The sequence below is a fragment of the Agrobacterium pusense genome (assembly GCF_900102105.1).
GTDB lineage: Bacteria > Pseudomonadota > Alphaproteobacteria > Rhizobiales > Rhizobiaceae > Agrobacterium > Agrobacterium pusense.
This window is the reverse complement of sequence record NZ_FNBB01000003.1, coordinates 173,817-197,332: the sequence shown is the minus strand read 5'-3', so window position 1 is coordinate 197,332 and position 23,516 is coordinate 173,817. Positions and strand designations below refer to the sequence as shown.

General features: G+C 58.3%; 19 protein-coding genes. 13 read left to right on the top strand and 6 right to left on the bottom strand.

Features of this window, described 5'->3' with window-relative positions:
- Positions 1–146: 146 nt before the first annotated feature.
- Complete coding sequence (locus tag BLU28_RS09890) at positions 147–1,691, bottom strand: sigma-54-dependent transcriptional regulator (RefSeq protein WP_006697184.1); 1,545 nt, start codon at positions 1,689–1,691, stop codon at positions 147–149.
- A 170-nt stretch (positions 1,692–1,861) separates the two neighbouring features.
- On the opposite strand from BLU28_RS09890, the gene BLU28_RS09885 reads away from it, so the two are divergent.
- Both BLU28_RS09885 and BLU28_RS09880 read left to right on the top strand, forming a co-directional pair.
- The gene (locus BLU28_RS09885) at positions 1,862–3,712 is read left to right on the top strand and encodes a M3 family oligoendopeptidase (protein ID WP_077985793.1); all 1,851 of its coding nucleotides are present in this window, start codon (positions 1,862–1,864) and stop codon (positions 3,710–3,712) included.
- A gap of 101 nt (positions 3,713–3,813) precedes the next feature.
- Positions 3,814–4,449: an aminotransferase class IV family protein gene (locus tag BLU28_RS09880; RefSeq protein WP_037092115.1), complete on the top strand. Its 636-nt coding sequence runs from the start codon at positions 3,814–3,816 to the stop codon at positions 4,447–4,449.
- Here the strand turns inward: BLU28_RS09880 and BLU28_RS09875 are convergent.
- On the bottom strand, positions 4,446–5,354 hold the full coding sequence (locus BLU28_RS09875; protein WP_077985794.1) for a GGDEF domain-containing protein: 909 nt from the start codon (positions 5,352–5,354) through the stop codon (positions 4,446–4,448). The two genes, BLU28_RS09880 and BLU28_RS09875, sit on opposite strands and share 4 nt — an antisense overlap.
- Positions 5,355–5,606: 252 nt before the next feature.
- Here BLU28_RS09875 and BLU28_RS09870 point away from each other — a divergent pair, with 252 nt between their 5' ends.
- The 6 genes from BLU28_RS09870 to BLU28_RS09845 all read left to right on the top strand — a co-directional run bounded on the left by BLU28_RS09870 (position 5,607) and on the right by BLU28_RS09845 (position 12,670).
- Positions 5,607–7,052, top strand: coding sequence for a homospermidine synthase (locus tag BLU28_RS09870; RefSeq protein ID WP_004445823.1), 1,446 nt, complete (start codon positions 5,607–5,609; stop codon positions 7,050–7,052).
- A gap of 146 nt (positions 7,053–7,198) precedes the next feature.
- Positions 7,199–7,573, top strand: coding sequence for an outer membrane lipoprotein Omp10 (gene omp10 / locus BLU28_RS09865; protein ID WP_003506132.1), 375 nt, complete (start codon positions 7,199–7,201; stop codon positions 7,571–7,573).
- Between the two features lie 217 nt (positions 7,574–7,790).
- Positions 7,791–9,707 (top strand): 5'-nucleotidase C-terminal domain-containing protein, encoded by a 1,917-nt coding sequence (locus BLU28_RS09860; RefSeq protein WP_077985795.1) that lies wholly within the window; start codon positions 7,791–7,793, stop codon positions 9,705–9,707.
- Positions 9,708–10,060: 353 nt separating this feature from the next.
- Positions 10,061–11,095, top strand: coding sequence for a ferrochelatase (gene hemH, locus BLU28_RS09855; protein WP_077985796.1), 1,035 nt, complete (start codon positions 10,061–10,063; stop codon positions 11,093–11,095).
- A gap of 58 nt (positions 11,096–11,153) precedes the next feature.
- Positions 11,154–12,203 carry an SPFH domain-containing protein gene (locus tag BLU28_RS09850; protein ID WP_077985797.1) on the top strand — a complete coding sequence of 350 codons (1,050 nt, stop codon included), beginning with the start codon at positions 11,154–11,156 and terminating at the stop codon, positions 12,201–12,203.
- Between the two features lie 2 nt (positions 12,204–12,205).
- The gene (locus tag BLU28_RS09845) at positions 12,206–12,670 is read left to right on the top strand and encodes an NfeD family protein (RefSeq protein ID WP_004445832.1); all 465 of its coding nucleotides are present in this window, start codon (positions 12,206–12,208) and stop codon (positions 12,668–12,670) included.
- A 35-nt stretch (positions 12,671–12,705) separates the two neighbouring features.
- Here BLU28_RS09845 and BLU28_RS09840 read toward each other — a convergent pair whose 3' ends face one another.
- Positions 12,706–13,701 carry a KpsF/GutQ family sugar-phosphate isomerase gene (locus BLU28_RS09840; protein ID WP_004445833.1) on the bottom strand — a complete coding sequence of 332 codons (996 nt, stop codon included), beginning with the start codon at positions 13,699–13,701 and terminating at the stop codon, positions 12,706–12,708.
- Positions 13,702–13,759: 58 nt separating this feature from the next.
- A complete protein-coding gene (locus tag BLU28_RS09835; RefSeq protein ID WP_022563069.1) occupies positions 13,760–14,125 on the bottom strand; it encodes a PAS domain-containing protein in 366 nt (121 codons plus the stop codon).
- 413 nt (positions 14,126–14,538) lie between these two features.
- On the opposite strand from BLU28_RS09835, the gene uppP reads away from it, so the two are divergent.
- The gene (gene uppP / locus BLU28_RS09830) at positions 14,539–16,032 is read left to right on the top strand and encodes a polysaccharide biosynthesis protein UppP (RefSeq protein ID WP_022563070.1); all 1,494 of its coding nucleotides are present in this window, start codon (positions 14,539–14,541) and stop codon (positions 16,030–16,032) included.
- Positions 16,033–16,090: 58 nt separating this feature from the next.
- On the opposite strand, the gene galU is transcribed toward uppP, so the two are convergent.
- The gene (galU, locus tag BLU28_RS09825; protein ID WP_077985798.1) at positions 16,091–16,978 is read right to left on the bottom strand and encodes a UTP--glucose-1-phosphate uridylyltransferase GalU; all 888 of its coding nucleotides are present in this window, start codon (positions 16,976–16,978) and stop codon (positions 16,091–16,093) included.
- 195 nt (positions 16,979–17,173) lie between these two features.
- On the opposite strand from galU, the gene BLU28_RS09820 reads away from it, so the two are divergent.
- The 4 genes from BLU28_RS09820 (at position 17,174) to BLU28_RS09805 (ending at position 21,970) form a co-directional block, all read left to right on the top strand.
- On the top strand, positions 17,174–18,397 hold the full coding sequence (locus BLU28_RS09820; RefSeq protein ID WP_004445839.1) for a lytic murein transglycosylase: 1,224 nt from the start codon (positions 17,174–17,176) through the stop codon (positions 18,395–18,397).
- A 65-nt stretch (positions 18,398–18,462) separates the two neighbouring features.
- Positions 18,463–19,698 carry an SGNH/GDSL hydrolase family protein gene (locus BLU28_RS09815; protein WP_077985799.1) on the top strand — a complete coding sequence of 412 codons (1,236 nt, stop codon included), beginning with the start codon at positions 18,463–18,465 and terminating at the stop codon, positions 19,696–19,698.
- 245 nt (positions 19,699–19,943) lie between these two features.
- Positions 19,944–20,618 (top strand): response regulator transcription factor, encoded by a 675-nt coding sequence (locus BLU28_RS09810; protein WP_004445841.1) that lies wholly within the window; start codon positions 19,944–19,946, stop codon positions 20,616–20,618.
- Positions 20,615–21,970, top strand: a complete 1,356-nt coding sequence (locus tag BLU28_RS09805) for a sensor histidine kinase (protein WP_042935488.1) — start codon at positions 20,615–20,617, stop codon at positions 21,968–21,970. Before BLU28_RS09810 ends, BLU28_RS09805 begins: the two co-directional genes overlap by 4 nt.
- Positions 21,971–22,052: 82 nt before the next feature.
- On the opposite strand, the gene BLU28_RS09800 is transcribed toward BLU28_RS09805, so the two are convergent.
- The gene (locus tag BLU28_RS09800; protein WP_077985800.1) at positions 22,053–23,507 is read right to left on the bottom strand and encodes a glutamate synthase subunit beta; all 1,455 of its coding nucleotides are present in this window, start codon (positions 23,505–23,507) and stop codon (positions 22,053–22,055) included.
- Positions 23,508–23,516: the final 9 nt, after the last annotated feature.

The window sequence follows — 23,516 nt, the reverse complement described above, 5'->3', positions numbered from 1 at the left end:
CACGATGGCAAAATTGCCACACACATACAACCTTCCTCTATATAGTGAATCAGCCACTAACAAGAGGTTTATAGACGGTAAGCGGATATCCTTGCTCAGAAGTTAACGAATTTTGCGATCTGCCCTCGAATAAGTGCTTCACGCGATCATGCGACGTCTCGAAGCGGATCATCGGGATCGATGCCGTAATCCTTCAGCTTGCGATAAAGTGTCGAGCGGCCGATGCCGAGCTTTCTGGCAACCTGGCTCATCTGCCCGCGATAGAAACGCAGGGCGAAACGAATAAGCTCTTCTTCGATCTCCGCCAGCTTGCGGATGTTGCCCGTCTCATCCGTGCTGGAGATCAGGCTTCCTCCCCGGTAGATGGTGGTGGAAACATCCGCCGGTTCATCCGTGACGACATGGTTTTCGACGGCTGGTGTTGGCGGCGAATAGGCTGCGAGCTTCAGTGACGATCCGGATGGCGAGCGGATGACATCCTCTGCGTCATCGCCTGTCGAGAATTCCGGCAGTTGCAGCGCGATCTGCGGAAAATCGGCATCCGACAGTTCCCCGCCCTGCGACAGCACGACGGCGCGGAAGACGGCATTTTCAAGCTGGCGAATATTGCCGGGCCAGTCATAAGCGGTCAGCAGCGCCAGCGCGCTGGCATCCAGGCCGACGGGATTGGGCAGCTTCTGCTCCGCGGAAAAACGTTCGGCAAACACCCGTGCGAGGTGGGGGATATCTTCCTTCCGGCGACGCAAGGCGGGAATGGTAATCGGAAAGACGTTGAGGCGATAATAAAGATCCTCGCGGAAGCGGCCTTCCTTGACCTCCTCGATGAGATTCTTGTTGGTGGCCGAGATCAGCCGCACATTTACTTTCTGCACCCGAGCGGAACCGACGGTTTCTATTTCGCCTTGCTGAACGGCGCGCAGCAGCTTGACCTGCACGTCCAGCGGCAGATCGCCGATCTCGTCCAGGAACAGCGTGCCACCATCCGCTTCCATGAATTTGCCGACGTGCTTTTCCGTCGCGCCGGTGAAGGCGCCCTTCTCGTGACCGAAGAGAATGCTTTCCACGAGATTATGGGGAATAGCGCCGCAATTGACTGTAATAAAGGGCTTGTTCGCCCGGTCGCCGGCGGACTGGATGGCCCGGGCGACCATTTCCTTGCCCACGCCCGACTCACCCTCAAGCACCACGGGAATGCTGGACTGGGCGGCGCGCTGCGCCAGTTCGATCACCCTCAGCATTGCGGGGCTTGCGGAAACGATATCGGTAAAATTCACTGCATTGCTCCGTCCGCGCCTGCCCGTGCGGGCCTTTGCCTCTCTTCTGTCGAGCTTGAGCGCATTGGAGATGGCGGCGCCGATCCTTTCCGGTGAGACCGGCTTGACGACGAAATCGAAGGCGCCGGCGCGCATTGCCTGCACCACCGTATCGATGCCGCCCTGCCCCGTCTGGACGATGACCGGAACGTCGACGCCCAGTTCACCAACGGCTTTCAGAAAACCGAGACCATCCATCTCCGGCATCATGAGATCGAGGACGACGACATTTATTTCACCGCTATATTGCTTGAGGAGCTCCAGGCCGGCCTTGCCGTTCTCGGCAAGCAGGGCCAGGTGCCCATAACGTTCCACCGCATTTTTGAGCAGGCGGCGCTGGACGGGATCGTCGTCTATCACAAGAACATGCGCGGTCATTTTTAGCTCCGGTTTCCGGTTTATGGACCTGCGTCATGCGGTCCCTTGTGCCGCACTCTGGCACGGGAGACTTGAACATCCAGTTTTGAGAATTGCTTGCATTTTATCCATTGCCGCGGGAAACAAAGGCCCCATATGCTGCGCAAAGCATAATCAGAAGGACATATCAGATGACCCTCAACCAACCCGTTCCGCAGCCTTTCTTCGCCCTCGCCGAAACAGCCGCCCCAGTGCTTGGCGACCTGCCCGGCTGGAAGCTATCGGACCTTTATCCGTTGGGAGATTCGGCCGAATACAGGGGTGACCTGGAGAAAGCGGCGTCGATGGCGGCTGCTTTCGAGCAGAAATGGAAGGGCAAGCTTGAGGCCGCCGCAAAGGCGACGGGCGAAAAGGGCATCGGCGCGGCGCTGAAGGAATATGAAGCGCTGGACGATCTTATCGGCCGCATCGGCTCTTTTGCCGGGCTCACCTATTTTTCCGACACATCCAATCCGGCAAACGGCAAACTCTACGGCGACGCCCAGGCGAAACTGACGGATATTTCCTCCCACCTTCTGTTCTTCACGCTCGAACTCAACCGCATCGACGACGCCACGATGGATGCCTGCATGGCGAATGATGCAGCTGCAGGGCATTACCGCCCCTGGCTCGTGGATTTGCGCAAGGACAAGCCGCACCAGCTCGATGATCAGCTCGAACAGCTTTTCCTCGAAAAATCGATGACCAGCGCGGCGGCGTTCAACCGCCTCTTCGACGAGACGATGGCAGATCTGCGTTTCGACATAGACGGCGCAAGCCTGCCGCTGGAAGTGACGCTCAACATGCTTCAGGAGCCGGAACCGGAAACCCGAAAGAAGGCGGCGGAAGCGCTGAGCGCCACCTTCAAGGCCAATCTGCGGGTCTTCACGCTCATCACCAACACGCTCGCCAAGGACAAGGATATTTCCGACCGCTGGCGCAAATTCGAGGATATTGCCGATAGCCGCCATCTGGCGAACCGCGTCGAGCGCGAGGTTGTTGATGCGCTGGCGGCGGCAGTCAAAAAAGCCTACCCGCGCCTTTCGCATCGCTATTACGCCATGAAGGCGAAGTGGCTGGACATGGAGCAGATGAATTATTGGGACCGCAACGCACCCCTTCCCGATACGTCGAACACGATCATTTCGTGGGATGAGGCAAAGGATACCGTACTTTCCGCCTATGGCGACTTCGCGCCGGAAATGGCCGATATTGCCCGCCGCTTCTTCGATGAAGAATGGATCGACGCCCCTGCCCGCCCCGGCAAGGCGCCGGGTGCCTTTGCACATCCCACCGTGCCCTCGGCCCATCCCTATGTGCTGGTCAACTATCTCGGCAAACCACGCGACGTGATGACGCTTGCCCATGAGCTTGGCCACGGCGTGCATCAGGTTCTGGCCGGCGAACAGGGGGCCCTGATGTGCGCAACGCCTCTCACTCTGGCTGAAACGGCCTCGGTGTTCGGGGAAATGCTGACCTTCCGCAAGCTGCTCGATGACACGAAGGATGTTCGGGAACGCAAGGCCATGCTCGCCCGCAAGGTCGAGGACATGATCAATACGGTCGTGCGCCAGATTGCTTTTTATGAATTCGAGCGCAAGCTTCACACCGCGCGAAAGCAGGGTGAACTGACCTCCGAGCAGATCGGCGACTTGTGGCTTTCGGTTCAGGCCGAGAGCCTGGGTCCGGCGATCCGGATTTCCGAAGGCTATGAAACCTGGTGGACCTACATCCCCCATTTCATCCACTCGCCCTTCTATGTGTACGCCTATGCCTTTGGCGATTGCCTGGTAAACTCGCTTTATGCGGCTTACCAGAAGGCCGAGTCGGGCTTTCAGGAGAAGTATTTCGAGCTTCTGAGGGCGGGCGGCACCAAGCACCATTCGGAACTCCTGAAGCCCTTCGGCCTTGATGCGACCGATCCCTCCTTCTGGGACAAGGGGCTTTCGATGATCGAGGGGCTGATCGACGAGCTGGAAGCGCTGGATAACAGGCAGGCTTAATCTCATCAACCGGCAGGGCTATCCTGTTCCGGACAAGCTTTGCCGGTTGATAGTGCCGGCACAGGATGCCGGTCATCAATTTCGGGCGACGAGCACAGGCCATGAAACGCAAACCCGCCGATCTGACCTTGAGGGAAACGCTGCGCTGGGAGCCACAGACCGGCTTTCAGCGCATTGACCAGCATATCCGCCGGCTGCTGCGCTCTGCCGACGCGCTCGGTTTCCGTGCCCCGGCCAATGCGGTTCAGGCGCTGGAAAAGGCGGTGGGCGGCGACAAGCCGCTCTGCGTCAGGCTGGTGATGAACTACAAGGGGGAACTGGACATCGAAACCACCGAGTTCAAGCCCCTGCGACAGGATACGGTCTGGCGGGTTCGTATCGCCCGGAACGTCACACTCGATTCCACTGATACCTTCTATCGCCATAAGTCCTCGCGCCGCGAACCCTATGACGCCGCCCGTGCTGAATTTTCAGCCGGAGAGGCCGACGAGGTGCTGCTGCTCAACGAACGCGGCGAATTGTGCGAGGGATCATCGACCAGCATTTTCCTGGAAATGCCCGATGGGCAATTGCTGACGCCGCCGCTCGACAGCGGCATTCTGCCGGGCGTGCTGCGCGCCGATCTGATCCGCGAACGCAAGGCGCGTGGCCAGGCGCTGAAGCCGGAAGACATTGCCGGCCGCAGGCTCTTCGTCGGCAATTCGCTGCATGGGCTGGTTGCGGCGGAACTCATCTAGACCGTTACCGCCAGAAGCCGGTCGCGGCCCTTCTCCTTGGCCGCATAAAGGGCCTGATCGGCACGCGTGAAAATATCGTCCGCGCTTTCCGCCGTCCGATAGGCCGTCATGCCGGCCGAGCAGCTGTAGGAGAAATCCGGAAAATCCGCGAGAGGTCGCGAAAGCCGAACTCGCTGCAGCAGCCGCTCGACAATGTCCCGCCCCTCGGCAAGAGACGTTCTCGGCAGGACGAGCATGAACTCTTCACCACCGATCCTGCCGAAACAATCGACCCTGCGGATGACGGAATGGGCGACGCCGACAAAATCGCGCAGCACCGCGTCACCGCACTTATGACCGAAACGATCATTGATCTGCTTGAAAAAATCGATATCGAGCGTGCAAAGGCAAAAAGAGGCTTCCAGCCCCTTTGAGACCTGCTCGACCTGCAATGCCAGCTTGGCGAAGACGAAGCGGCGGTTCGCCGTTCCCGTGAGTTCGTCCGTCTGGGAGGCGCGTACGGCCAGATCCCTGTCCTGCCTCAGCGTTCTGTAACCCTGGCGCAATTCGGTGACATCGCTTGCAACGCAAAGCATCCAGCCATCCTGCTGCACCGTTTCCGTCATCCAGAACCAGCGGCCGTCATACATGTCCATCTCGAAGGCGCGGTAAGGCAGCTTGCCGCGACGGGACTGCGCCGACAGCAGCCATCCCTCGAAATCATTGTTGCGAATGACGACACCGGTCCGCAGCCGGTGGTTCAGCCGCATGATATCCGCCCAGGTCGGAAAATCATCTTCGGCAAGCCTGAAGCTCTCCCGAAACGACGGATTGGCATGCCGCAACCGATCGTCGGAATCATAGAGGGCGATCAAAACGGGGGTGGCACTCTGAAGCACTGTTACACGCGCGAAAAGATCACTCAACAGGCAACTCCTGTGATGGAGAAATCCCTCCTCCATCATCCCGTCAAGCCCTCCCCGAGCCTTGGTCGATGGCGAAAAGAAGAGTTCAATTATAAACGCGCCCTCCAAAATGCGAAGAGGCAGAATGAAGGGAAGAGAAGCTGAACCGACCTTGCGGGCAGCACCGTCATATGTCCGTCGTCTGCCTGCCCTTTATTGTGGCACGCTTTTGTGATCTAGCTTACTTATTGGCTGAAAAAGGAAAATTGACGAATGACGGACGCAAACCACCCGATTTATGGCGATATCGATGGCCCAATCATCATGATCGGCTTCGGCTCCATCGGGCGTGGCACTCTTCCGTTGATCGAACGTCATTTCAATTTCGACCGGACCCGCCTCGTGGTCATCGATCCGCGCGCAGACATCGCCCCGTTTCTGGCCGAGAAGGGCATCCGTCATATCCAGACACACCTGACAAAGGAGAACTATAAGGAGGTTCTCAAGCCGCTTCTTAAAGGCGTGCGGGGTCAAGGTTTCTGCGTCAACCTTTCCGTGGATGCCGCATCCGTCGATCTCATGCGTATCTGCCGTAAACACGGCATGCTCTACATCGACACCGTCGTGGAGCCATGGCCCGGCTTTTATTTCGATGCCGATGCCGACAATGCCGCGAGAACGAATTATTCGCTGCGCGAGACCATGCTCAAGGAAAAGGCGCGCAGACCCGGCGGCACGACGGCCGTTTCGACCTGCGGCGCCAATCCGGGCATGGTCTCGTGGTTCGTGAAACAGGCACTCGTCAATCTCGCAAAGGATATCGGCGTCGACATCGAGGAGCCGCAGTCCCATGACCGGGAGGGCTGGGCGAAACTGATGGAGCGGCTTGGCGTCAAGGGTGTTCACGTGGCTGAACGCGACACCCAGCGGGCGAAAGAACCCAAGCCCTTCGGCGCTTTCTGGAACACGTGGTCCGTCGAAGGTTTTATCGCGGAAGGTTTTCAGCCGGCCGAGCTCGGCTGGGGAACGCATGAGAACTGGATGCCGAAAAACGCAAAAAAACAGAAGAAGGGCAGCAAGGCAGCGATCTATCTCGATCAGCCGGGCGCCAACACAAGAGTACGCACATGGTGCCCGGGCCTTGGGCCGCAATATGGATTTCTCGTCACGCACAATGAGGCGATTTCGATTTCGGATTATTTCACTGTCCGCAACGATGGTGGCGACGTGACATACCGACCCACCTGTCATTATGCCTACCATCCCTGCAACGACGCGATTCTCTCCCTGCATGAACTCTTCGGCAATGGCGGCATTCCCCAGCCGGTTCAGCATGTGCTGGGCGAAGACGAGCTTGTCGATGGCGCCGACGAGCTGGGCGTCCTGCTCTATGGTCACGAAAAAAACGCCTATTGGTATGGCTCCCGGCTCAGCCTGCAAGAGGCGCGGTCGCTTGCCCCGAACCAGAACGCGACCGGACTGCAGGTCAGTTCGGCGGTGCTGGCCGGCATGGTCTGGGCGCTCGAAAATCCTCAGGTCGGCATCGTCGAAGCCGACGAGATGGACTATCGCCGCTGCCTTGAAGTGCAGCGCCCCTATCTCGGCCCGGTCGAGGGTCATTATACCGACTGGACACCGCTTGATGGTCGTCCCGGCCTGTTCCCCGAAAATCTCGACAAGTCCGATCCCTGGCAGTTCCGCAACATCCTCGTGCGCTGATGGAAGAGTCTCATATTTGCCACGCCGGGACTTTCCTGAATGACCTCAGGAACCGGGGAGAGCGAACAACGTTGCCTTGAAATAAAGAACGCTTCACGGCATGGTCGAAGCAAGAAGCTTTTATCGAATCGCAGGAGAACAGGCTCATGAACTTCAAGACAAGCGCGGCTTTGCTTTCAGCCGCCATCGCGGTGTCTTCATGCGTCGCGCCGGGTCCATCGCAGCAAACCTCGATGGCGCCGTCCCTGTCCCGCGGGCCGGCTGTCGACGGCCGCTGGATCGACCGCAACGGCATCGTATCGACCTTCCAGAACGGCGCCTTCTCCACCCGGTCAACCGACACCAACACGCTGCTGGCCTCCGGCACCTATGTCACCATTTCGCCGACACTTTACGAAATCAATATGACGTCGCTGGTGCGCAACACGCAGTCGCGCGTCAACTGCGCCCTCGTCTCCCCGTCACAATTGAACTGCACGACGGACACAAACAGCCAGTTCTCGCTCACGCGTCAGGGCTGATAATATCACCTATTCAATAAGATAAACCCCTCGGACGCACGCCTTTGGCGTGCGTTTTTCTTTATTGCCTACCTGTCATAATTTCGCTTGCGGCGACTGCCGCTAAATGGAAACATCCGGTTTTCGAAAGACTGACATGTTTTCGGACTAAAGAATGAGCGCGGTCGGAGAATGATCAACCGGCCAGGGCTTCCGCTTTGAACAGGAGAGAGGGACCATGAAGAAAATTTTGGGACTGGGCATGCTGAGCGTTTCGGCGATAACGCTTTCCGCCAGCGCGGCTCTGGCCGATTACGAGCTCAACATTCTTCACATCAATGATTTTCACTCCCGTATCGAATCGATCAACAAATTCGACTCGACCTGCTCTGCGGAAGAGGAAGGCAAGAATGAATGCTTCGGCGGTGCCGCGCGCCTGCTGACAGCGATCAACCAGACAAGGGATGCCCTGAAGGCCGGAGGAAAAAACGTCCTGCTGCTCAATGCCGGCGATAATTTCCAGGGCTCACTGTTCTACACCACCTACAAGGGCACGGTGGAAGCGGAAATGCTGAATGCCATGAAGTTCGACGCGATGACCGTCGGCAACCATGAATTCGACGATAGCGAGGACGGGCTCGCCGGCTTCCTCGACAAGGTTCAATTCCCCGTCGTAACCGCCAACGTGGTGGCCACCGCCGCCTCTAAAATCGGCGACCGGGTAAAGCCGTCCATCGTGCTCGAGGTCGGCGGACAGAAAATCGGTATCGTCGGCGCCGTTGCCAACGATACGGCCGAACTGGCAACACCTGGTCCCAACATCACCATTGCCGAAGATGTCGCGAAAATTAGCGAACAGGTACAGAAGCTGAAGCAGGACGGCGTCGATAAGATCGTCGCGCTCACCCATGTCGGCTACCCGCGCGATCTGGAATTCATCGCCAAAATTCCCGATGTCGATGTTGTGGTTGGCGGCCATTCGCATACGCTGCTGTCGAACACCGACCAGAAAGCCGAAGGCCCTTATCCGACGCTCGTTGACAATCCCGGCGGCTACAAGGTTCCTGTCGTGCAGGCCGGCCAGTACAGCAAATATCTTGGCGACCTCAAAGTCGTCTTCGACGACAACGGCGTGGTTAAGGAAAGCAAGGGAGACCCGATCCTCGTCGATTCCTCCTTCAAGCCCGATGAAGCCACGCTGAAGCGTATCGATGAACTGAAGGCGCCGATCGAAGCCCTGAAAGCCAAGGTGGTCGGCACTTCTGAGGGCCCGATCGAGGGCGACCGCAAGATTTGCCGCGTGAAGGAATGCTCGATGGGCAATCTGGTGGCCGACGCAACGCTGGCCCGCGTCAAGGATCAGGGCGTCACCATCGCTTTTGCAAATAGCGGCGGCCTGCGTTCCTCCATCGATGGCGGCGATGTCTCCATGGGTGAAGTGCTGACGGTTCTGCCGTTCCAGAACACCGTCGCAACCTTCCAGCTCAAGGGCGAGGATATTCGTGCCGCCCTCGAAAACGGCGTCAGCCAGATTGATGACGGTGCGGGCCGCTTCATGCAGGTTTCCGGCATGAAATATTCCTTCGACCGCTCGAAGCCGGCCGGCAGCCGCGTCGTTTCCGTCGAAGTCAAGGAAGGCGATGCCTTCGTGCCTCTCGATCCCGCCAAGACCTATATCGTTGCGGCCAATAACTACGTGCGGACCGGGGGTGACGGCTTCAAGGTTTTTGCGACCAAAGCCATCAACGCTTATGATTTCGGCCCCAATCTCGAGGAGGCCGTCGCGGCCTATATTACCGCCAACAGCCCCTATAAGCCCTATACGGATGGCCGCATCGCCGAAGTGACGCCCGCAGGTTACGTCGCCCCGGCGAAGCCCGCAGCACCCGCGCCGGCAGCGACGACAGCCGCTCCGGCCGCCACACCGGCACCCGCGCCTGCAGCCCCTGCCACCCCCGCACCTCCCACAACGACGCCTGCTGCAGCTGCTGCAGCCGCCAGCAAATATGTGGTGGAAAAAGGCGATTCGCTCTGGAAAATTGCTGCGGAGAAATATGGCGACGGCGCGCTCTGGCAGAGAATTGCCAAGGCAAACACGCTGAAGCATCCGAACCACATCGAAATCGGCGAGGAGCTGGAACTGCCGGCTCAATAAGCGGGGCTACAGCAGACAGGGCAATATGCCGCAGACACGAAGCCGGCCCTCGAATTTCTGGGCCGGCTTCTTTTTTCTAATTAAAAACAGATACTTACGGTAATAATTTTGCCGCCTGAAGGCATGTGCCTGCCGGAATGGCGGAAATAGCCGGTGGCGGTGGTTTAATCCTGAAGAATTTCGTCTAGAACACGATGAACAAAGTAACGCCACGGGCGTATAGCTCGTGCACTTCCGGCCAAACTTCATTGCGGTTTGCGTTGGGGTCAATAAACAGACGATGGAGCGTTTCCAGCCTTTATCCGAGGCGGAGCGTCCCTCGCACAACCAGTTCGAGTTTCAGGGTATCATTCATGGTGACAGAATTATCCGCACTCCCCGCGAACCATCCCCGTGTCGCATTTGGCAAGGTGGGCGTGCTGCTCGTCAATCTCGGCACGCCCGATGGTACGGATTATTGGCCGATGCGCCGTTATCTGGCGGAGTTCCTGAGCGACAAGCGCGTTATCGAATGGTCGCGCCTCTACTGGTATCCGATCCTTTACGGCATCGTCCTCAACAAGCGCCCGCAGAAGGTTGGCAAGGCCTACGAGGAAATCTGGAACCACGAGCGCAACGAAAGCTACCTGCGCACATATACGCGCAGCCAGGGCGAGTTGATGGCGCAGGCATTGAAGGATTTGCCCAACGTGGTTGTTGACTGGGCAATGCGTTACGGGCAGCCTTCCATCACCTCGAAGATCGACGCGCTTAAAGAACAGGGCTGCGAAAAAATCCTGCTTTTTCCGCTTTATCCGCAATATGCCGCGTCCACCACGGCGACCGTGAACGACAAGGCGTTTGAACATCTGATGAAACTGCGCTGGCAGCCAGCGATCCGCACCGTGCCGCCCTATCATGACGATCCCGCTTATATCGAGGCGCTCGCCGCCTCCGTCAAAAACCATCTGGCGACGCTGGACTGGGAGCCGGAGATGCTGATCACCTCCTTCCACGGCATTCCGCAATCCTATTTCAAAAAGGGCGACCCCTATTATTGCCATTGCCAGAAAACCGCTCGTCTGCTGCGGGAGGCTCTGGGCTTGACCGACAAGAACTTCATGATCACGTTCCAGTCCCGTTTCGGACCGGAAGAGTGGCTCCAGCCCTATACTGACAAGACCGTGGAAAAACTTGCCTCGGAAGGCATCAAACGTATAGCCGTGATGAATCCCGGCTTCGTATCGGATTGTCTTGAGACCCTGGAAGAAATTGCCGGTGAAGCCGGAGAAATCTTCCTGCATAATGGCGGCGAGAAATTCGCCCACATCCCATGCCTGAATGACAGTGCCGAGGGCATGACCGTTCTCGAAAAGGTTGTGCGGCGGGAGTTGCAAGGCTGGGTGTAATCTTGCCATAACGATACGGGGGTAAAACCCTGATCATGATGTGCTGGAGGGTAAAGTGATGATCGCATTGGGCGGTTTCGACATCGTCGTCTTGGCAGCCGTGGTTCTGGTCATTCTGGTGCTGTTTGCCGGCATCAAGACCGTGCCGCAGGGATACCGCTATACGGTGGAACGTTTCGGGCGCTATACGCGCACGCTCGAGCCTGGCCTGAACCTCATCGTACCCTTCTTCGAGCGCATTGGTGCCCGCATGAACGTGATGGAGCAGGTGCTCGACATCGCCACCCAGGAAGTCATCACCCGCGACAATGCCAGCGTTTCCGCCGATGCGGTGGCGTTTTATCAGGTTCTGAATGCAGCGCAGGCTGCCTATCAGATCGCCAATCTGGAAAACGCCATCCAGAACCTTACCATGACCAATATCCGCTCGGTCATGGGGTCGATGGACCTCGATGAATTGCTGTCGAACCGCGACGCCATCAACGACCGCCTTCTGCGCGTGGTGGATGAGGCCGTGGGACCTTGGGGCATCAAGGTCACCCGCATTGAAATCAAGGATATCGCGCCGCCGAAGGATCTCGTCGATTCCATGGCGCGGCAGATGAAGGCGGAGCGCGAAAAACGCGCGCAGGTGCTGGAGGCGGAAGGCGCCCGCAATGCCCAGATTTTGCGCGCGGAGGGCGCAAAACAATCCGCTATTCTGGAAGCGGAAGGCCAGCGCGAAGCAGCGTTCCGCGACGCCGAAGCGCGCGAACGTCTCGCCGAGGCCGAAGCCAACGCCACCCGGATGGTGTCGGAAGCCATTGCTGCTGGCAATGTCCATGCCATCAACTATTTCGTTGCTCAGAAATACACCGAAGCACTTGCCGAGATCGGCACAGCCAAGAATGCCAAGATCGTGCTGATGCCGATGGAGGCCTCGGCGCTGATCGGCTCTCTCGGCGGTATCGGCACGATTGCGAAAGAGGTCTTCGGCAACAACGGAGACGCGCCCACTGCTCCCGCCGCACCCGCATCCTCCCGCTCCGTGCCGCCGACACGGGCTTCGGGCCAGACGATTAACGTCACGGCTCCCGGCAATCCCTTCGGTTCTTCCTCGGAGAAGTGACGATGCTGCAAGGGCTTGCCACGGAACTTGGACCATGGAGTTGGTGGATCGTCGCTTTCGTGCTGCTCGCTGCCGAACTCATCGCCCCCGGCGTCTTTCTGATCTGGATCGGCCTTGCCGCACTGGTCATCGGTGCGCTCTCGCTGCTCCTTTGGCAAACAGCGTTTTGGGCGTGGCAATTGCAGTTAGTGATGTTTGCCGCGCTCTCCGTCGTTTTCGCTCTGCTCGGCCGGAAATACTTCGGCAGAAACCGGGCGACAAGCGACGAGCCCTTCCTCAACCAGCGAGAGGCAAGCCTTGTCGGCCGCACGGCGACGCTTCAGGAACCGATTGTCGAAGGGCGGGGCCGTATCAGGCTGGACGATACCTGGTGGCCGGTCAACGGTGAAGACCTGCCGGCGGGAACCCGGGTGAAGATCGCTTCCGCCCGGGGACGAACGCTGACAGTCGAGCCGTTAGAGCGATAGGTTTTCAGGATCAGCCTTCTCAGGATCGGCGGGCCTCAGGCCACGCCGATTCTCAGCAGATCGTGGAAATGCACCAGCCCTATCGGCCGGTTATCGTCATCAACCACGATCAATGCGCCGATGTGGAATTTTTCGAGCGTTGCCAGCGCACCCGTTGCCAGGACCGATTTTTTGACCGTCTTGGGCGTCCGGGTCATGATATCGTCCACGGTCAATTCGGCAAGATTGCGCGACAGGTTGCGCGCCATGTCCCCCTCGGTGACGATGCCGCACAGACGCCCGTCCTCATCGAGAACGCCGACGCAGCCGAAATGCTTGCGGGAGAGAACACCCACGGCTTCCGGCATGGCCGTTCCCCTGTTCACCAGCGGCACACGATCACCGGTATGCATTATGTCGCTGACCAGCGTGAGACTGGCGCCCAGCTTGCCGCCGGGGTGAAATACCTTGAAATCGCCCGCCGTAAAATTGCGCGCTTCCAGCAGCGCAACAGCAAGGGCATCACCAAGCGCAAGCTGCATCAATGTGGAGGTTGTGGGCGCAAGGCCAAGCGGGCAGGCTTCCTGCTCGTTGGGAACCAGCAATACGATATCGGAAGCCTTCGCCAGCGATGATGTCTCGGAACAAGTCAGCGCGATCAGCGGAATGGAAAAGCGGCGCGAATAATTGATAATGCTGCGCAATTCGGCACTTTCCCCACCCTTGGAGATGGCCAGAACCACGTCGTCGCCGCCGATCATGCCCAGATCGCCGTGATTGGCCTCCGCCGCATGGACAAAAAATGCCGGCGTTCCAGTGGACGCAAAGGTGGCCGCCAGCTTCGCACCTATATGCCCGCTTTTGCCCACACCGGTTATGATGAGACGGCCGTTCGACTGGCCGATTGTTTCGATCGCCTTGCAGAAGGGGACCGAGAGACCGTCTCGCAGAGCCGTCTCGAGGGCGGCAAGGCCCGCCCGCTCCATCGAAATCGTCCGTACGGCGGATTCGATGGCATTGTCTTCGACCAAGTTGACGGCGCGCGTAATCATGGCCGACTGTTACTCTTTCAGCCGGAATAAGTCCACTCCCTGCCGGGAGCCGCCTGCTTTAGTGGCGCAGATCCGGCGGAGAAATTTCCTCCATGGTTCCCAGCCGCTTAAAGGGAATGTTTTCTTCATCGACGAGATATCGGCCAGCGGTCCTCACCCAGGAAACCGAACCGTCGGTGCGGCGCACGGCATATTCCTGACTGTAGAAGCTTGCGTCCTTCAGGGTGTTCAAGGCGGTCTCTATCACCCGATTCCGATGATCCAGATCCACTTTTTCGAGTATCTGGAAAATACTGATGCCCTGCATTGCCTGTCTTAGTGGAATTCCGAGTAGTTCAGCGCACACTTCATCCAAATAGAAGCGGTCATTGGTAATATCCCAACAATAGAAACCGACCTGTTTGATATTCAAAACGGCTTTCATGAAACGACACTGTCACACAAAATAAAATTCAATACGATTTGCCGGGCAATGGAAGGTCAACTTTCGTTAATCATAGGGCGATTCCGTGCCAAATTGAAACGTTTTAATCTTTTCATATTAGGAATATTTTGCATTTGCGAACAGCCCCGCTGCCGCCAGCTCTGACCGGTGCGCGCAGGTAACGGGAGTGGACGGCACTCCAGGACGCCTCCCCGTGACATCAGGAAATTCCCGCGATCTTTATCAACTGTTAACCATAAAAAACCTATTGTTAAAGCGATGTTAAAACTTGCGTCGACTGTTTGGTCCCTGGTTTGTCCATGTCGTTTCGTCGGCCTTTCTGACTGGGGCCTGCGGCAATGTATTGGCGGACTGTCGGTCCGGCATTCGGCCCATTCGCCGGGTGAAAAGGAATGACTGTGAAGGGCACCGCCACACGTCTGCCGACGTCGCGGAAAGCAGCAACCCTGCTGCTCGCCTGCACGCTTTTTTACCACCACGAAGATGCTTCCGCACAGACGGCGACTGCCGCCCCGGCAATGCCGGGCGCCGCTGCCACGGCCGATGGCATTGGCTCCGCCGCTCCCGCGCCGACCCCCGGGACAATGGCGGGTACGGCCCAGGCCACAACGGCACCTGTCCCCACGCCCCAACTCTGGCGTCCCTCAAATAATCCCGGTGACGCGATTTCCGAGCAGCAGGACGAAGCGGGGCAGCCCTATGCCGACGCAGACAACCCCTATGAGCCGACCGTGGACGGGGGCGAAAACCCACGCGTTGTTACCGAACCCGGACAGACTCCGGGAATTCGGCTGGGCACCCTTCTGCTCCGGCCTTCGATCAGTCAGACCATCAACACGGAAAAACAGAGGAATACGGGTGGTCCCTCGCGACGAAACTATCTGACGACGGGCATACGCGGAACGCTCACCAGCGACTGGTCCCGCCATGCTTTGACCGTCACCGGAGACGGCGCGTGGGAGAAAAACTTCGGTGATAAGGATGGAGAAGAACCAAGGGCGCGGATAGAGGCCGATCTGCGTCTTGACCTCGGATCAGAAACAACCGCCAACCTCAAGGCCGGTTACGAATTCAGCCGTGAAGACACGACCGATCCCAATGCCTTGACCGGCGCAGCCGTGCAGGGTGGCGAACACCGTTTCAGCGCCGGAGCATCGATAGAGCGGGATTTCGGCAAGCTGCGAGGTCTGGCCGCGCTTGACCTGTCCCGTACGGTGTATACCGACGCGAAGGGTCTCGATGGCCGGCCGATAAGCCTCAGTGACCGTGACCAGAATGGTGCGAATCTGCGCGGACGCCTCGGCTATGAGCTGTCACCAGCGCTGATCCCCTTCCTCGAACTGAACGCCGGCACAACGAAATATGACAGCCGCCTCGACAATTCCGGTTATGCCCGTTCATCCAATGCCTATGGGGCGAAGATTGGGGCAGAGGTCGATCTCGGCGAAAAGACCCGTGGCGAAGCCGCGATCGGTTATCTGCGCAAACAATATGACGATGATCGCCTTGCGTCGATCGGCGCGTTGACGCTGGACGGCGAACTTAACTGGTCACCCCAGCGCGGCACGAATGTCAATCTTGGCCTGCGCACGACAATAGAGGATTTCGCCGGCGGCCCGCAGGGCGGATGGGTTTCCTATCGCCTGGATGCCGGGCTGACCCACGAATTGCGCAGCAATCTGGTAGCGCGATTGACCGGCCAAATCGTGCATCGCACATTCCCCTCCTCCGACACGGAGGACGCCGTGGAATATACGGCGGGAGCCGGCCTGACCTGGGGTCTCAACCGTTATCTCGATCTGACTGCCGATGTCAGCTACCAGTGGACACCGGTTTATGACAGCAGCGAACTTCGCGTCGGTGCAGGGCTTGTCCTGAAGCGATAAGCGCCAAATAAAAATCCCGGCGCGAAGGCCGGGATTTTGTCATCTATTCTCTGGTCTCTCACTTCAGCCCGTCGATCAGGGCCTTGATCGGCTCTTCGATTGCCGGACGGATATCGCCGCGCTCGAGAGCGAAAGCGACATTGGCCAGAATGAAGCCATCCTTGGCACCGCAATCGAAGGTCTGACCGCGGAAATGATAGCCAGCAAACTCCTGCGACTTGGCAAGCGTCAGCATGCCGTCCGTCAACTGGATTTCATTACCGGCGCCACGCTCCTGATTTTCGAGAATATCGAAAATCTCGGGCTGAAGAATATAGCGGCCGTTAATGTAGAAATTCGAAGGCGCTGTACCCTTTGCAGGCTTTTCAACCATTTCCGTGATCTTGAAACCCTCACCCACGGTCTCGCCCACGCCGACGATACCATATTTATGCGTCTGGTCGGGAGCGCATTCCTGCACGGCGATGACGTTGCCCTGGGTCTGTTCGTAAAGTTCGACCATGCCCTTCAGGCAGCTTTTCTGTGAATGCATGATCATGTCAGGCAAAAGCACGGCGAAAGGCTCGTCGCCGACGATATCACGGGCGCACCAGACCGCATGGCCCAGGCCGAGCGGCACCTGCTGGCGCGTGAAGCTTGCGGTACCTGCCTTGGGCAGAAGGCCGGCCAGCAGTGTCAGCTCGGCATTCTTGTTGCGCTCGCGCAGCATCTGTTCAAGTTCAAATTGAATATCAAAATAATCTTCGATCACCGCCTTGCCGCGGCCGGTGACAAATACAAAATGCTCGATACCCGCTTCTGCCGCTTCATCGACGACGTACTGAATAACCGGCTTATCTACGACGGTGAGCATTTCCTTTGGAACTGCCTTGGTTGCGGGCAGAAAGCGCGTGCCGAGACCTGCGACGGGAAATACGGCCTTCCGAATTTTCTTATGTTCTACCACATATTCCTCCTGAGAGATAACACTTGATCACAATCCCCGCACGCTGTTGTTATTTCAAAAACAACAACGTTTTGTAAAGGGTGACGCTACCATCTATTAATGGTAAAGAATTTGTTGACGTTCTTTTGTTATCCATGATGACGCCCGATGCGTTTTCGCAATCGAAATGACATTCGAGAGAACGAAAGACAGACGATGACAAAGATGATCCTTTCAGATGTCCGCAAATTCGGCTGCATGGTGGCTGCTGGCCTCGTAATCTCGCTGGCGCCGGTTTCGGCCCGCGCCGATGCGGGATTCCGTCAGTGGATCAACCAGTTCTATGCAACAGCCGCGAAAGAAGGCATTAGCAAGGCGACCTATCAGAAAGCCTTTGCCGGCGTTAGCGAGCCGGATCCCGACGCGTTGCGCAAGGCCACTTTCCAACCGGAATTCACAACGCAAATCTGGGATTATCTCGACTCCCGCGTCAATCCGTACACGGTGCGGATTGGCCGCGAAATGAAGATGAAGCACGCGACGACCCTCAACTGGATCGAGCGCAACTTCAACGTCGACAAGCACATCATTCTCGCCATCTGGTCGATGGAATCGAATTACGGCGCGGTTCTCGAAAAGCCGGAGCGTCTGCACAACATCCCGCAGGCACTGGCAACGCTCGCCTATTCCGATCCCAAGCGCGCCAAATTCGCGCGTACGCAATTGATTGCCGCGCTCAGGATCCTTCAGGCGGGTGACGTCACCCCCAAACAGCTGACGGGCTCCTGGGCCGGCGCGATGGGCCATACCCAGTTCATCCCGACAAGCTACCTGCTTTACGCGGTAGATGCGGATGGCAATGGCAAACGGGACATCTGGCATTCCGTCCCGGACGCTCTCGCAACTGCCGCCAATCTTCTCGCGAAAAACGGCTGGGAGCCCGGCCGGACATGGGGTTACGAAACCGCCGTTCCGCGTGGCGGCGCGCGGTATGAAGGCCAGACGAAGACCATCGCGGAATGGGCAAAGCTTGGCTTCACCCGCCCCAACGGCAAGAATTTCACCCGTGGTTCCGACCGCGCGATGCTGAAACTACAGGGTGGGGCAAACGGCCCGGGCTTCCTGATGATGAAGAACTTCTTCACCATCAAGAAATACAACGCCTCCGACAGCTATGCGCTCGCCGTCGGACTGCTCGCGGATGAAATCGCCGGTTACGGCGGCATGCAGCAGAAGTGGCCGCGTCCGGACGGTACGCTGGATATTCGCGAAAAATTCGAACTCCAGACCCGCATGAAGGAACTCGGCTATTATGACGGTGAAGTCGACGGCAACTTCGGCTCCGGTTCCAAGGCCGCCATCAGTGCCATCCAGTCACGCATGGGGATGGACGCGGACGGCCAGCCGTCGCAGCGGTTGCTGAGAGCCCTTCGCAACTGATAATGTGCCGGCGAGTTCGGCGGCAGTTTCGAAACGCCGCCGAAATATCCGGAAGGGCCGATGTCATGAGTACGAAACCTGCGGAAAAAACTGGAAGAACCGGCTGGCGTTTCTGCGCTGTCCTTCTTTCCGCTGTTCTTGCCATGCCGCTCGTTCCCTCCGAGAGCTTGGCACAGGAACAGCGGCGCACCCTGTTTGAAATGCTGTTCGGCAGGCCGGTGGGCCGCGATGGCGGATCAGGCCGCGAATACCAGCCCCGCAACCGGCGCGATTTTCCATCCGCGCCGCGTGAAAGATCGGTTACCCGCCCGCAACCAGCAAGGAAAGCGCCTTCGGTGGTGCAGATGCGAACCGCTAAGCCGGAGCCTGCCGCCAAGCTTGAAAATGCCAGGCGCGTCCTTGTTATCGGTGATTTCCTCGCCGGCGGAATGGGGGAAGAGCTGGTCAATGCCTTTGCCAGCTCGCCGGCAATCGCGGTAGATGTGCGTGCCAATGGCTCTTCCGGCCTGGTGCGCACCGATTATTACGACTGGTTCAAAAACCTGCCGCAGTTCATAAGCGAGACCAACCCCGCCACCATCGTCATCATGATGGGCTCGAACGATCGCCAGCAGATGCAGATCGGCGATATCAAGGAAAAATTCGGCACGGAGGTCTGGCTCAAGGAATATGAGAGGCGGATCGATGAGCTTCTCACCCTCGCCGGCCGCCCGAAAGTGCCGCTATTATGGGTGGGTTTGCCCGCCTTCCAGTCTCCCTCGCTTTCTGCGGATCTCGTTGGGTTCAACCGGCTTTACCGCAGCCATGTGGAAAAATTCGGCGGCGAGTTCGTGGATGTCTGGGACGGTTTTGTCGACGAAGCCGGCAAATTCGTCATCACCGGTTACGACATGAACGGTCAGCAGGCCCGCCTGCGTGAGGCCGACGGTATCGGCATGACGCAGGCCGGAAAGCGCAAGCTTGCCTTTTACGTCGAGAAATTCGTCCGCCGGCACCTCGACGGCGCCGGACCGGACCTTGTGAAACTGGACGGCAGCAATCTGCCGGCACTCACCTCCCTGCCGGCACTTGGCATCGATGCGGGACAGGTGCGCACCCAGCCGATCAGCCTTACCGATCCTGCTCTCGATGGCGGCGACAAACTGCTCGGTGATGTCCCTCTTTCGGCCGCACCAACACGCGTCTCCGTCGTGGAATCCCCGCGCGTAAGGCTGACCAAGCGTGGCGAAATGGCCGATGCGCCGGCAGGCCGCATCGATGACTATCGGATGACGCCCGATACCACGCAGGCAAAGCAATAGAAGCTTGCCCGCCGTCTGCCGCCCAGTCGGTCGGCGTAATGTTCAGGCAATCCCACGATGACAGGATAGCTGCAGCTTTGCAGGAATGCGGAGATCGGTCACAAACCTCCGCCGCTCCACCGATTTCGCACGGCGAATGTATTCGACGGCGACGCGTCGCTTGCCATGAGCGTCAACGGCACCGTCGTTTTTGACTCCATGTGTACGCTTCACCCTAAGCGTGCCGACAATGCCGAGACGAATTCATGCGCCTGCTGCTTGTTGAAGACGAACGTGAGATGGCAGCGGCCCTGTCTGCCGCGCTCCATCGGTTCGATATTATCGTGGATACGGTCGGAACACTGGATCTCGCTCGACACGCCATCATGGATGGTGTCCACGATCTCGTTGTGCTGGACCGGCAACTGCCCGATGGTGACGGCATCGAACTGATAGAAAATCTGCGTCTGCTGCCAGTCACCCCACCCGTCATAGTGTTGACGGCCCAGGGCGGGCTCGTGGATCGGGTGAAGGGCCTGAACCTCGGTGCAGATGACTATATGGCCAAGCCTTTCGCTGTCGAGGAGCTACTTGCCCGCATTCGCGCCCTGATGCGCCGACCCGCCGGAACCGTGGCGATGACGGCGAAACTCGGCAGGCTGGAGTTTTGTTTCGAGACGCGCGAAGTGCGTATCAACGGCGCGTTTCTTCCGCTGACGAGACGGGAGTTGCTGATTCTCGAAGCCTTGCTGCGACGACAGGGCAGAACAGTGCTGCGCTCGCTGCTCGAAGAGGCCGTCTATAACTTTGACGATGAAATCCAGTCCAATGCGCTCGATTCCCACATTTCCCGCTTGCGGCGCAAATTGCAGGCCGCGGACGCCGCCGTGGAGGTGCATGGCATTCGCGGCGTGGGATATCTTTTGAGGGCGACGGGATGAGATTGTCAAAGAGAAAGTCACTGAAGCGGCGATTGACCATTCAACTGCTCCTCTTCCAGATCGGCAGTCTGTTGATCGTCAGCGTCGTGTTCTTTGCCTATCTGTTGAGCGACGGCGTCGGCAGCGCTCTTCTTAGCTCGGAGGCGGCGCAGATAACTGCAAACGCTTTGATCCGCGATACGGATGGGAAGCTTACGTTGAACGAGACGGCCGAATATGCCAAACTCCGGGAAAAAATGCCCGATTTCTGGTTTGTTGCGCTGAGCGACAAGGATGAGCTCATCCAGAGTGGCCCTGTTCCCGAGGCCTACAGCAACATGGAGAAGGAGTTAAACGACATCAAGATTTCGAACATTCGCGAAGCCGGGATGTCCTACTCCTATTTTGCCGTTCTTTACCTTGCGGTTGTTCGCCGTGCATCCGGGCCAGCCGGAGAGTTCGTGATGGTCGGAAAAGGCGATCTTTTCAGCATGACGCTCCCTGTTCTGCTGTTTTCCAACATCATGATTTTCCCGGTCCTCGTCCTCATCTCCATTGCGACCACGATAGCAATTCCCTTGATCATCCGCAGGGAATTTCGGGCACTCTCGACGATTGCCAAAACCGCGGAAGCGATCGATATCGACAGACGCGGATATCGCTTGCCCGACAATGATATTCCACGGGAAGTGCAGCCGCTGGTGCATGCCGTCAATGGTGCACTCAAGCGCCTGGACGATGGCTATGAACGGCACAAGCGCTTCATTCTCGACGCCGCGCACGAATTGCGCACGCCGGTCGCCATTCTACAGACGCGTGTCGAAACTCTGCTGGAAGGGCCCGCACGCAGCCGGATTTTGGCGGATGCCAACCGTATCGGCGTGCTGGCCGAACAATTGCTCGATCTGCAGCGTCTCGGCGGCCAGAAGGCGCCATTGGTGCCGCTCGATCTGGTCAATCTCTGCAGATCGGTTGTTGCCGATATGGCACCGCTTGCCATCTCGCAGGGTTATGAGCTCTCATTTGAACCGGAGGAAGAACCGATCCTTGCACTTGCGGACGACCCTTCCCTGCGGCGAGCCCTGATGAATATCGTGCAAAACGCCATAGAACACGGCGGCAACCGCGGAACCATAACGATGACAGTGGCGGCCAATCGGGTGATAGAGATCGCCGACGAAGGCAACGGCATTCCTGAAAAGGAGCGGGAACTCGTCTTTGATGCCTTTCATCGCCTGCAACCCAGAGACCGGGGCACGGGCCTCGGGCTTAATCTCGTGCAGGAAATCGTGCGGTATCACGGCGGAGATATTACTATCGGCGATTCATCCAGCGGTGGGGCCTGCTTCCGGATTACGCTTCCCTATTGCTGAAAAAGGAGCGCTCGTTTTCTGACATCAAAAAAAGGCCTGTTGCGGGTGCGACAGGCCTTTCCATTTTTATCCATTTGCCGGCTTAGCGCGGAAGAACGGTCGCGCCCATCAGCGCTTCATCGATAGCACGCGCCGCCTGACGGCCTTCGCGGATCGCCCAGACCACCAGCGACTGGCCACGGCGCACATCGCCCGCCGCCCAGAGTTTGTCGACAGAGGTCCTGTAATCCGTCTCGTTGGCGACGACATTTGTGGAGCCACGGCGGTCCGTGTTGAGTGTCAACTTGCCGTCCATTTCCTTCAGAACGCTGTCCGTGAAGGGACCGGAAAAGCCGATGGCGATGAAGGCGAGATCGGCCTTGATGATGAACTCCGTGCCGGCAATGGGCTTGCGTCGGTCATCCACCTGGCAGCACTTCACACCTGTCAGCACGCCGTCTTCGCCAACGAATTCGAGGGTCGCCACCTGGAACTCGCGGATGGCGCCTTCGGCCTGCGAAGACGAGGTGCGCATTTTGGTTGCCCAGAAAGGCCAAACCGCCAGCTTGTCTTCCTTTTCCGGCGGCATCGGGCGTATGTCGAGCTGGGTGACTTTAACAGCACCCTGGCGGAACGCCGTGCCAACGCAGTCGGATGCAGTATCGCCACCGCCCACAACGACGACATGCTTGCCGCCCGCGAGGATCGGATCGGCCGGCCAACCAACGCTGTCAATGTTTTCACGACCGACGCGCCGGTTCTGCTGCACTAGATAGGGCATGGCATCATGAACGCCATGCAGATCCGCACCGCCGATGCCGGCCGGGCGCGGGGTTTCCGAGCCGCCGCAATAAAGCACGGCATCGTGGTCGGCGAGAAGCGCCTCCACCGTCACATCGACGCCGACATTGACGCCACAATGGAAGGTAACACCTTCGCCCTTGATCTGCTCGACACGGCGGTCGATGAAGTTCTTTTCCATCTTGAAATCGGGGATGCCGTAACGCAGCAGGCCGCCGGGCTTGGATTCGCGCTCATAGACGTGAACCTCGTGGCCGGCGCGGCCAAGCTGTTGCGCCGCCGCCATGCCCGAGGGACCGGAACCGATGATGGCGACCTTCTTGCCGGTGTGGATCGTCGCCGGCTTCGGTACGATGAAGCCCAGCTCATAGGCCTTGTCGGCAATAGCCTGTTCGACGGTCTTGATCGCAACCGGCGCATCCTCAAGATTCAGCGTGCAGGCCTCCTCGCAAGGGGCGGGACAGACGCGACCGGTGAATTCCGGGAAGTTGTTGGTGGAATGGAGGTTACGGATCGCCTCCTCCCAGTTGTTATTATAGACCAGATCGTTCCAGTCGGGGATCTGGTTGTGCACGGGACAGCCTGTCGGGCCGTGGCAATAGGGAATGCCGCAATCCATACAGCGCGCCGCCTGCTTCTGCACCTCGGCATCCGACATCGGAATGGTGAATTCGCGGAAGTGGCGGATACGATCCGATGCGGGCTGATACTTGCCCACCTGCCGGTCGATCTCCAGAAAACCTGTAACCTTGCCCACGTTTATGTC

What these genes read in the sequence shown, in the direction of transcription:
- BLU28_RS09890 (WP_006697184.1), bottom strand. Translation starts at nt 1,691, where the DNA reads ATGACCGCGCATGTTCTTGTGATAGACGACGATCCCGTCCAGCGCCGC.
- BLU28_RS09840 (WP_004445833.1), bottom strand. Translation starts at nt 13,701, where the DNA reads ATGATTACGCGCGCCGTCAACTTGGTCGAAGACAATGCCATCGAATCC.
- hemH (WP_077985796.1), top strand. Translation starts at nt 10,061, where the DNA reads ATGGTGACAGAATTATCCGCACTCCCCGCGAACCATCCCCGTGTCGCA.
- BLU28_RS09805 (WP_042935488.1), top strand. Translation starts at nt 20,615, where the DNA reads ATGAGATTGTCAAAGAGAAAGTCACTGAAGCGGCGATTGACCATTCAA.
- BLU28_RS09850 (WP_077985797.1), top strand. Translation starts at nt 11,154, where the DNA reads ATGATCGCATTGGGCGGTTTCGACATCGTCGTCTTGGCAGCCGTGGTT.
- omp10 (WP_003506132.1), top strand. Translation starts at nt 7,199, where the DNA reads ATGAACTTCAAGACAAGCGCGGCTTTGCTTTCAGCCGCCATCGCGGTG.
- uppP (WP_022563070.1), top strand. Translation starts at nt 14,539, where the DNA reads ATGACTGTGAAGGGCACCGCCACACGTCTGCCGACGTCGCGGAAAGCA.
- BLU28_RS09885 (WP_077985793.1), top strand. Translation starts at nt 1,862, where the DNA reads ATGACCCTCAACCAACCCGTTCCGCAGCCTTTCTTCGCCCTCGCCGAA.
- BLU28_RS09820 (WP_004445839.1), top strand. Translation starts at nt 17,174, where the DNA reads ATGACAAAGATGATCCTTTCAGATGTCCGCAAATTCGGCTGCATGGTG.
- BLU28_RS09845 (WP_004445832.1), top strand. Translation starts at nt 12,206, where the DNA reads ATGCTGCAAGGGCTTGCCACGGAACTTGGACCATGGAGTTGGTGGATC.
- BLU28_RS09870 (WP_004445823.1), top strand. Translation starts at nt 5,607, where the DNA reads ATGACGGACGCAAACCACCCGATTTATGGCGATATCGATGGCCCAATC.
- BLU28_RS09860 (WP_077985795.1), top strand. Translation starts at nt 7,791, where the DNA reads ATGAAGAAAATTTTGGGACTGGGCATGCTGAGCGTTTCGGCGATAACG.
- BLU28_RS09835 (WP_022563069.1), bottom strand. Translation starts at nt 14,125, where the DNA reads ATGAAAGCCGTTTTGAATATCAAACAGGTCGGTTTCTATTGTTGGGAT.
- BLU28_RS09815 (WP_077985799.1), top strand. Translation starts at nt 18,463, where the DNA reads ATGAGTACGAAACCTGCGGAAAAAACTGGAAGAACCGGCTGGCGTTTC.
- BLU28_RS09810 (WP_004445841.1), top strand. Translation starts at nt 19,944, where the DNA reads ATGCGCCTGCTGCTTGTTGAAGACGAACGTGAGATGGCAGCGGCCCTG.
- BLU28_RS09880 (WP_037092115.1), top strand. Translation starts at nt 3,814, where the DNA reads ATGAAACGCAAACCCGCCGATCTGACCTTGAGGGAAACGCTGCGCTGG.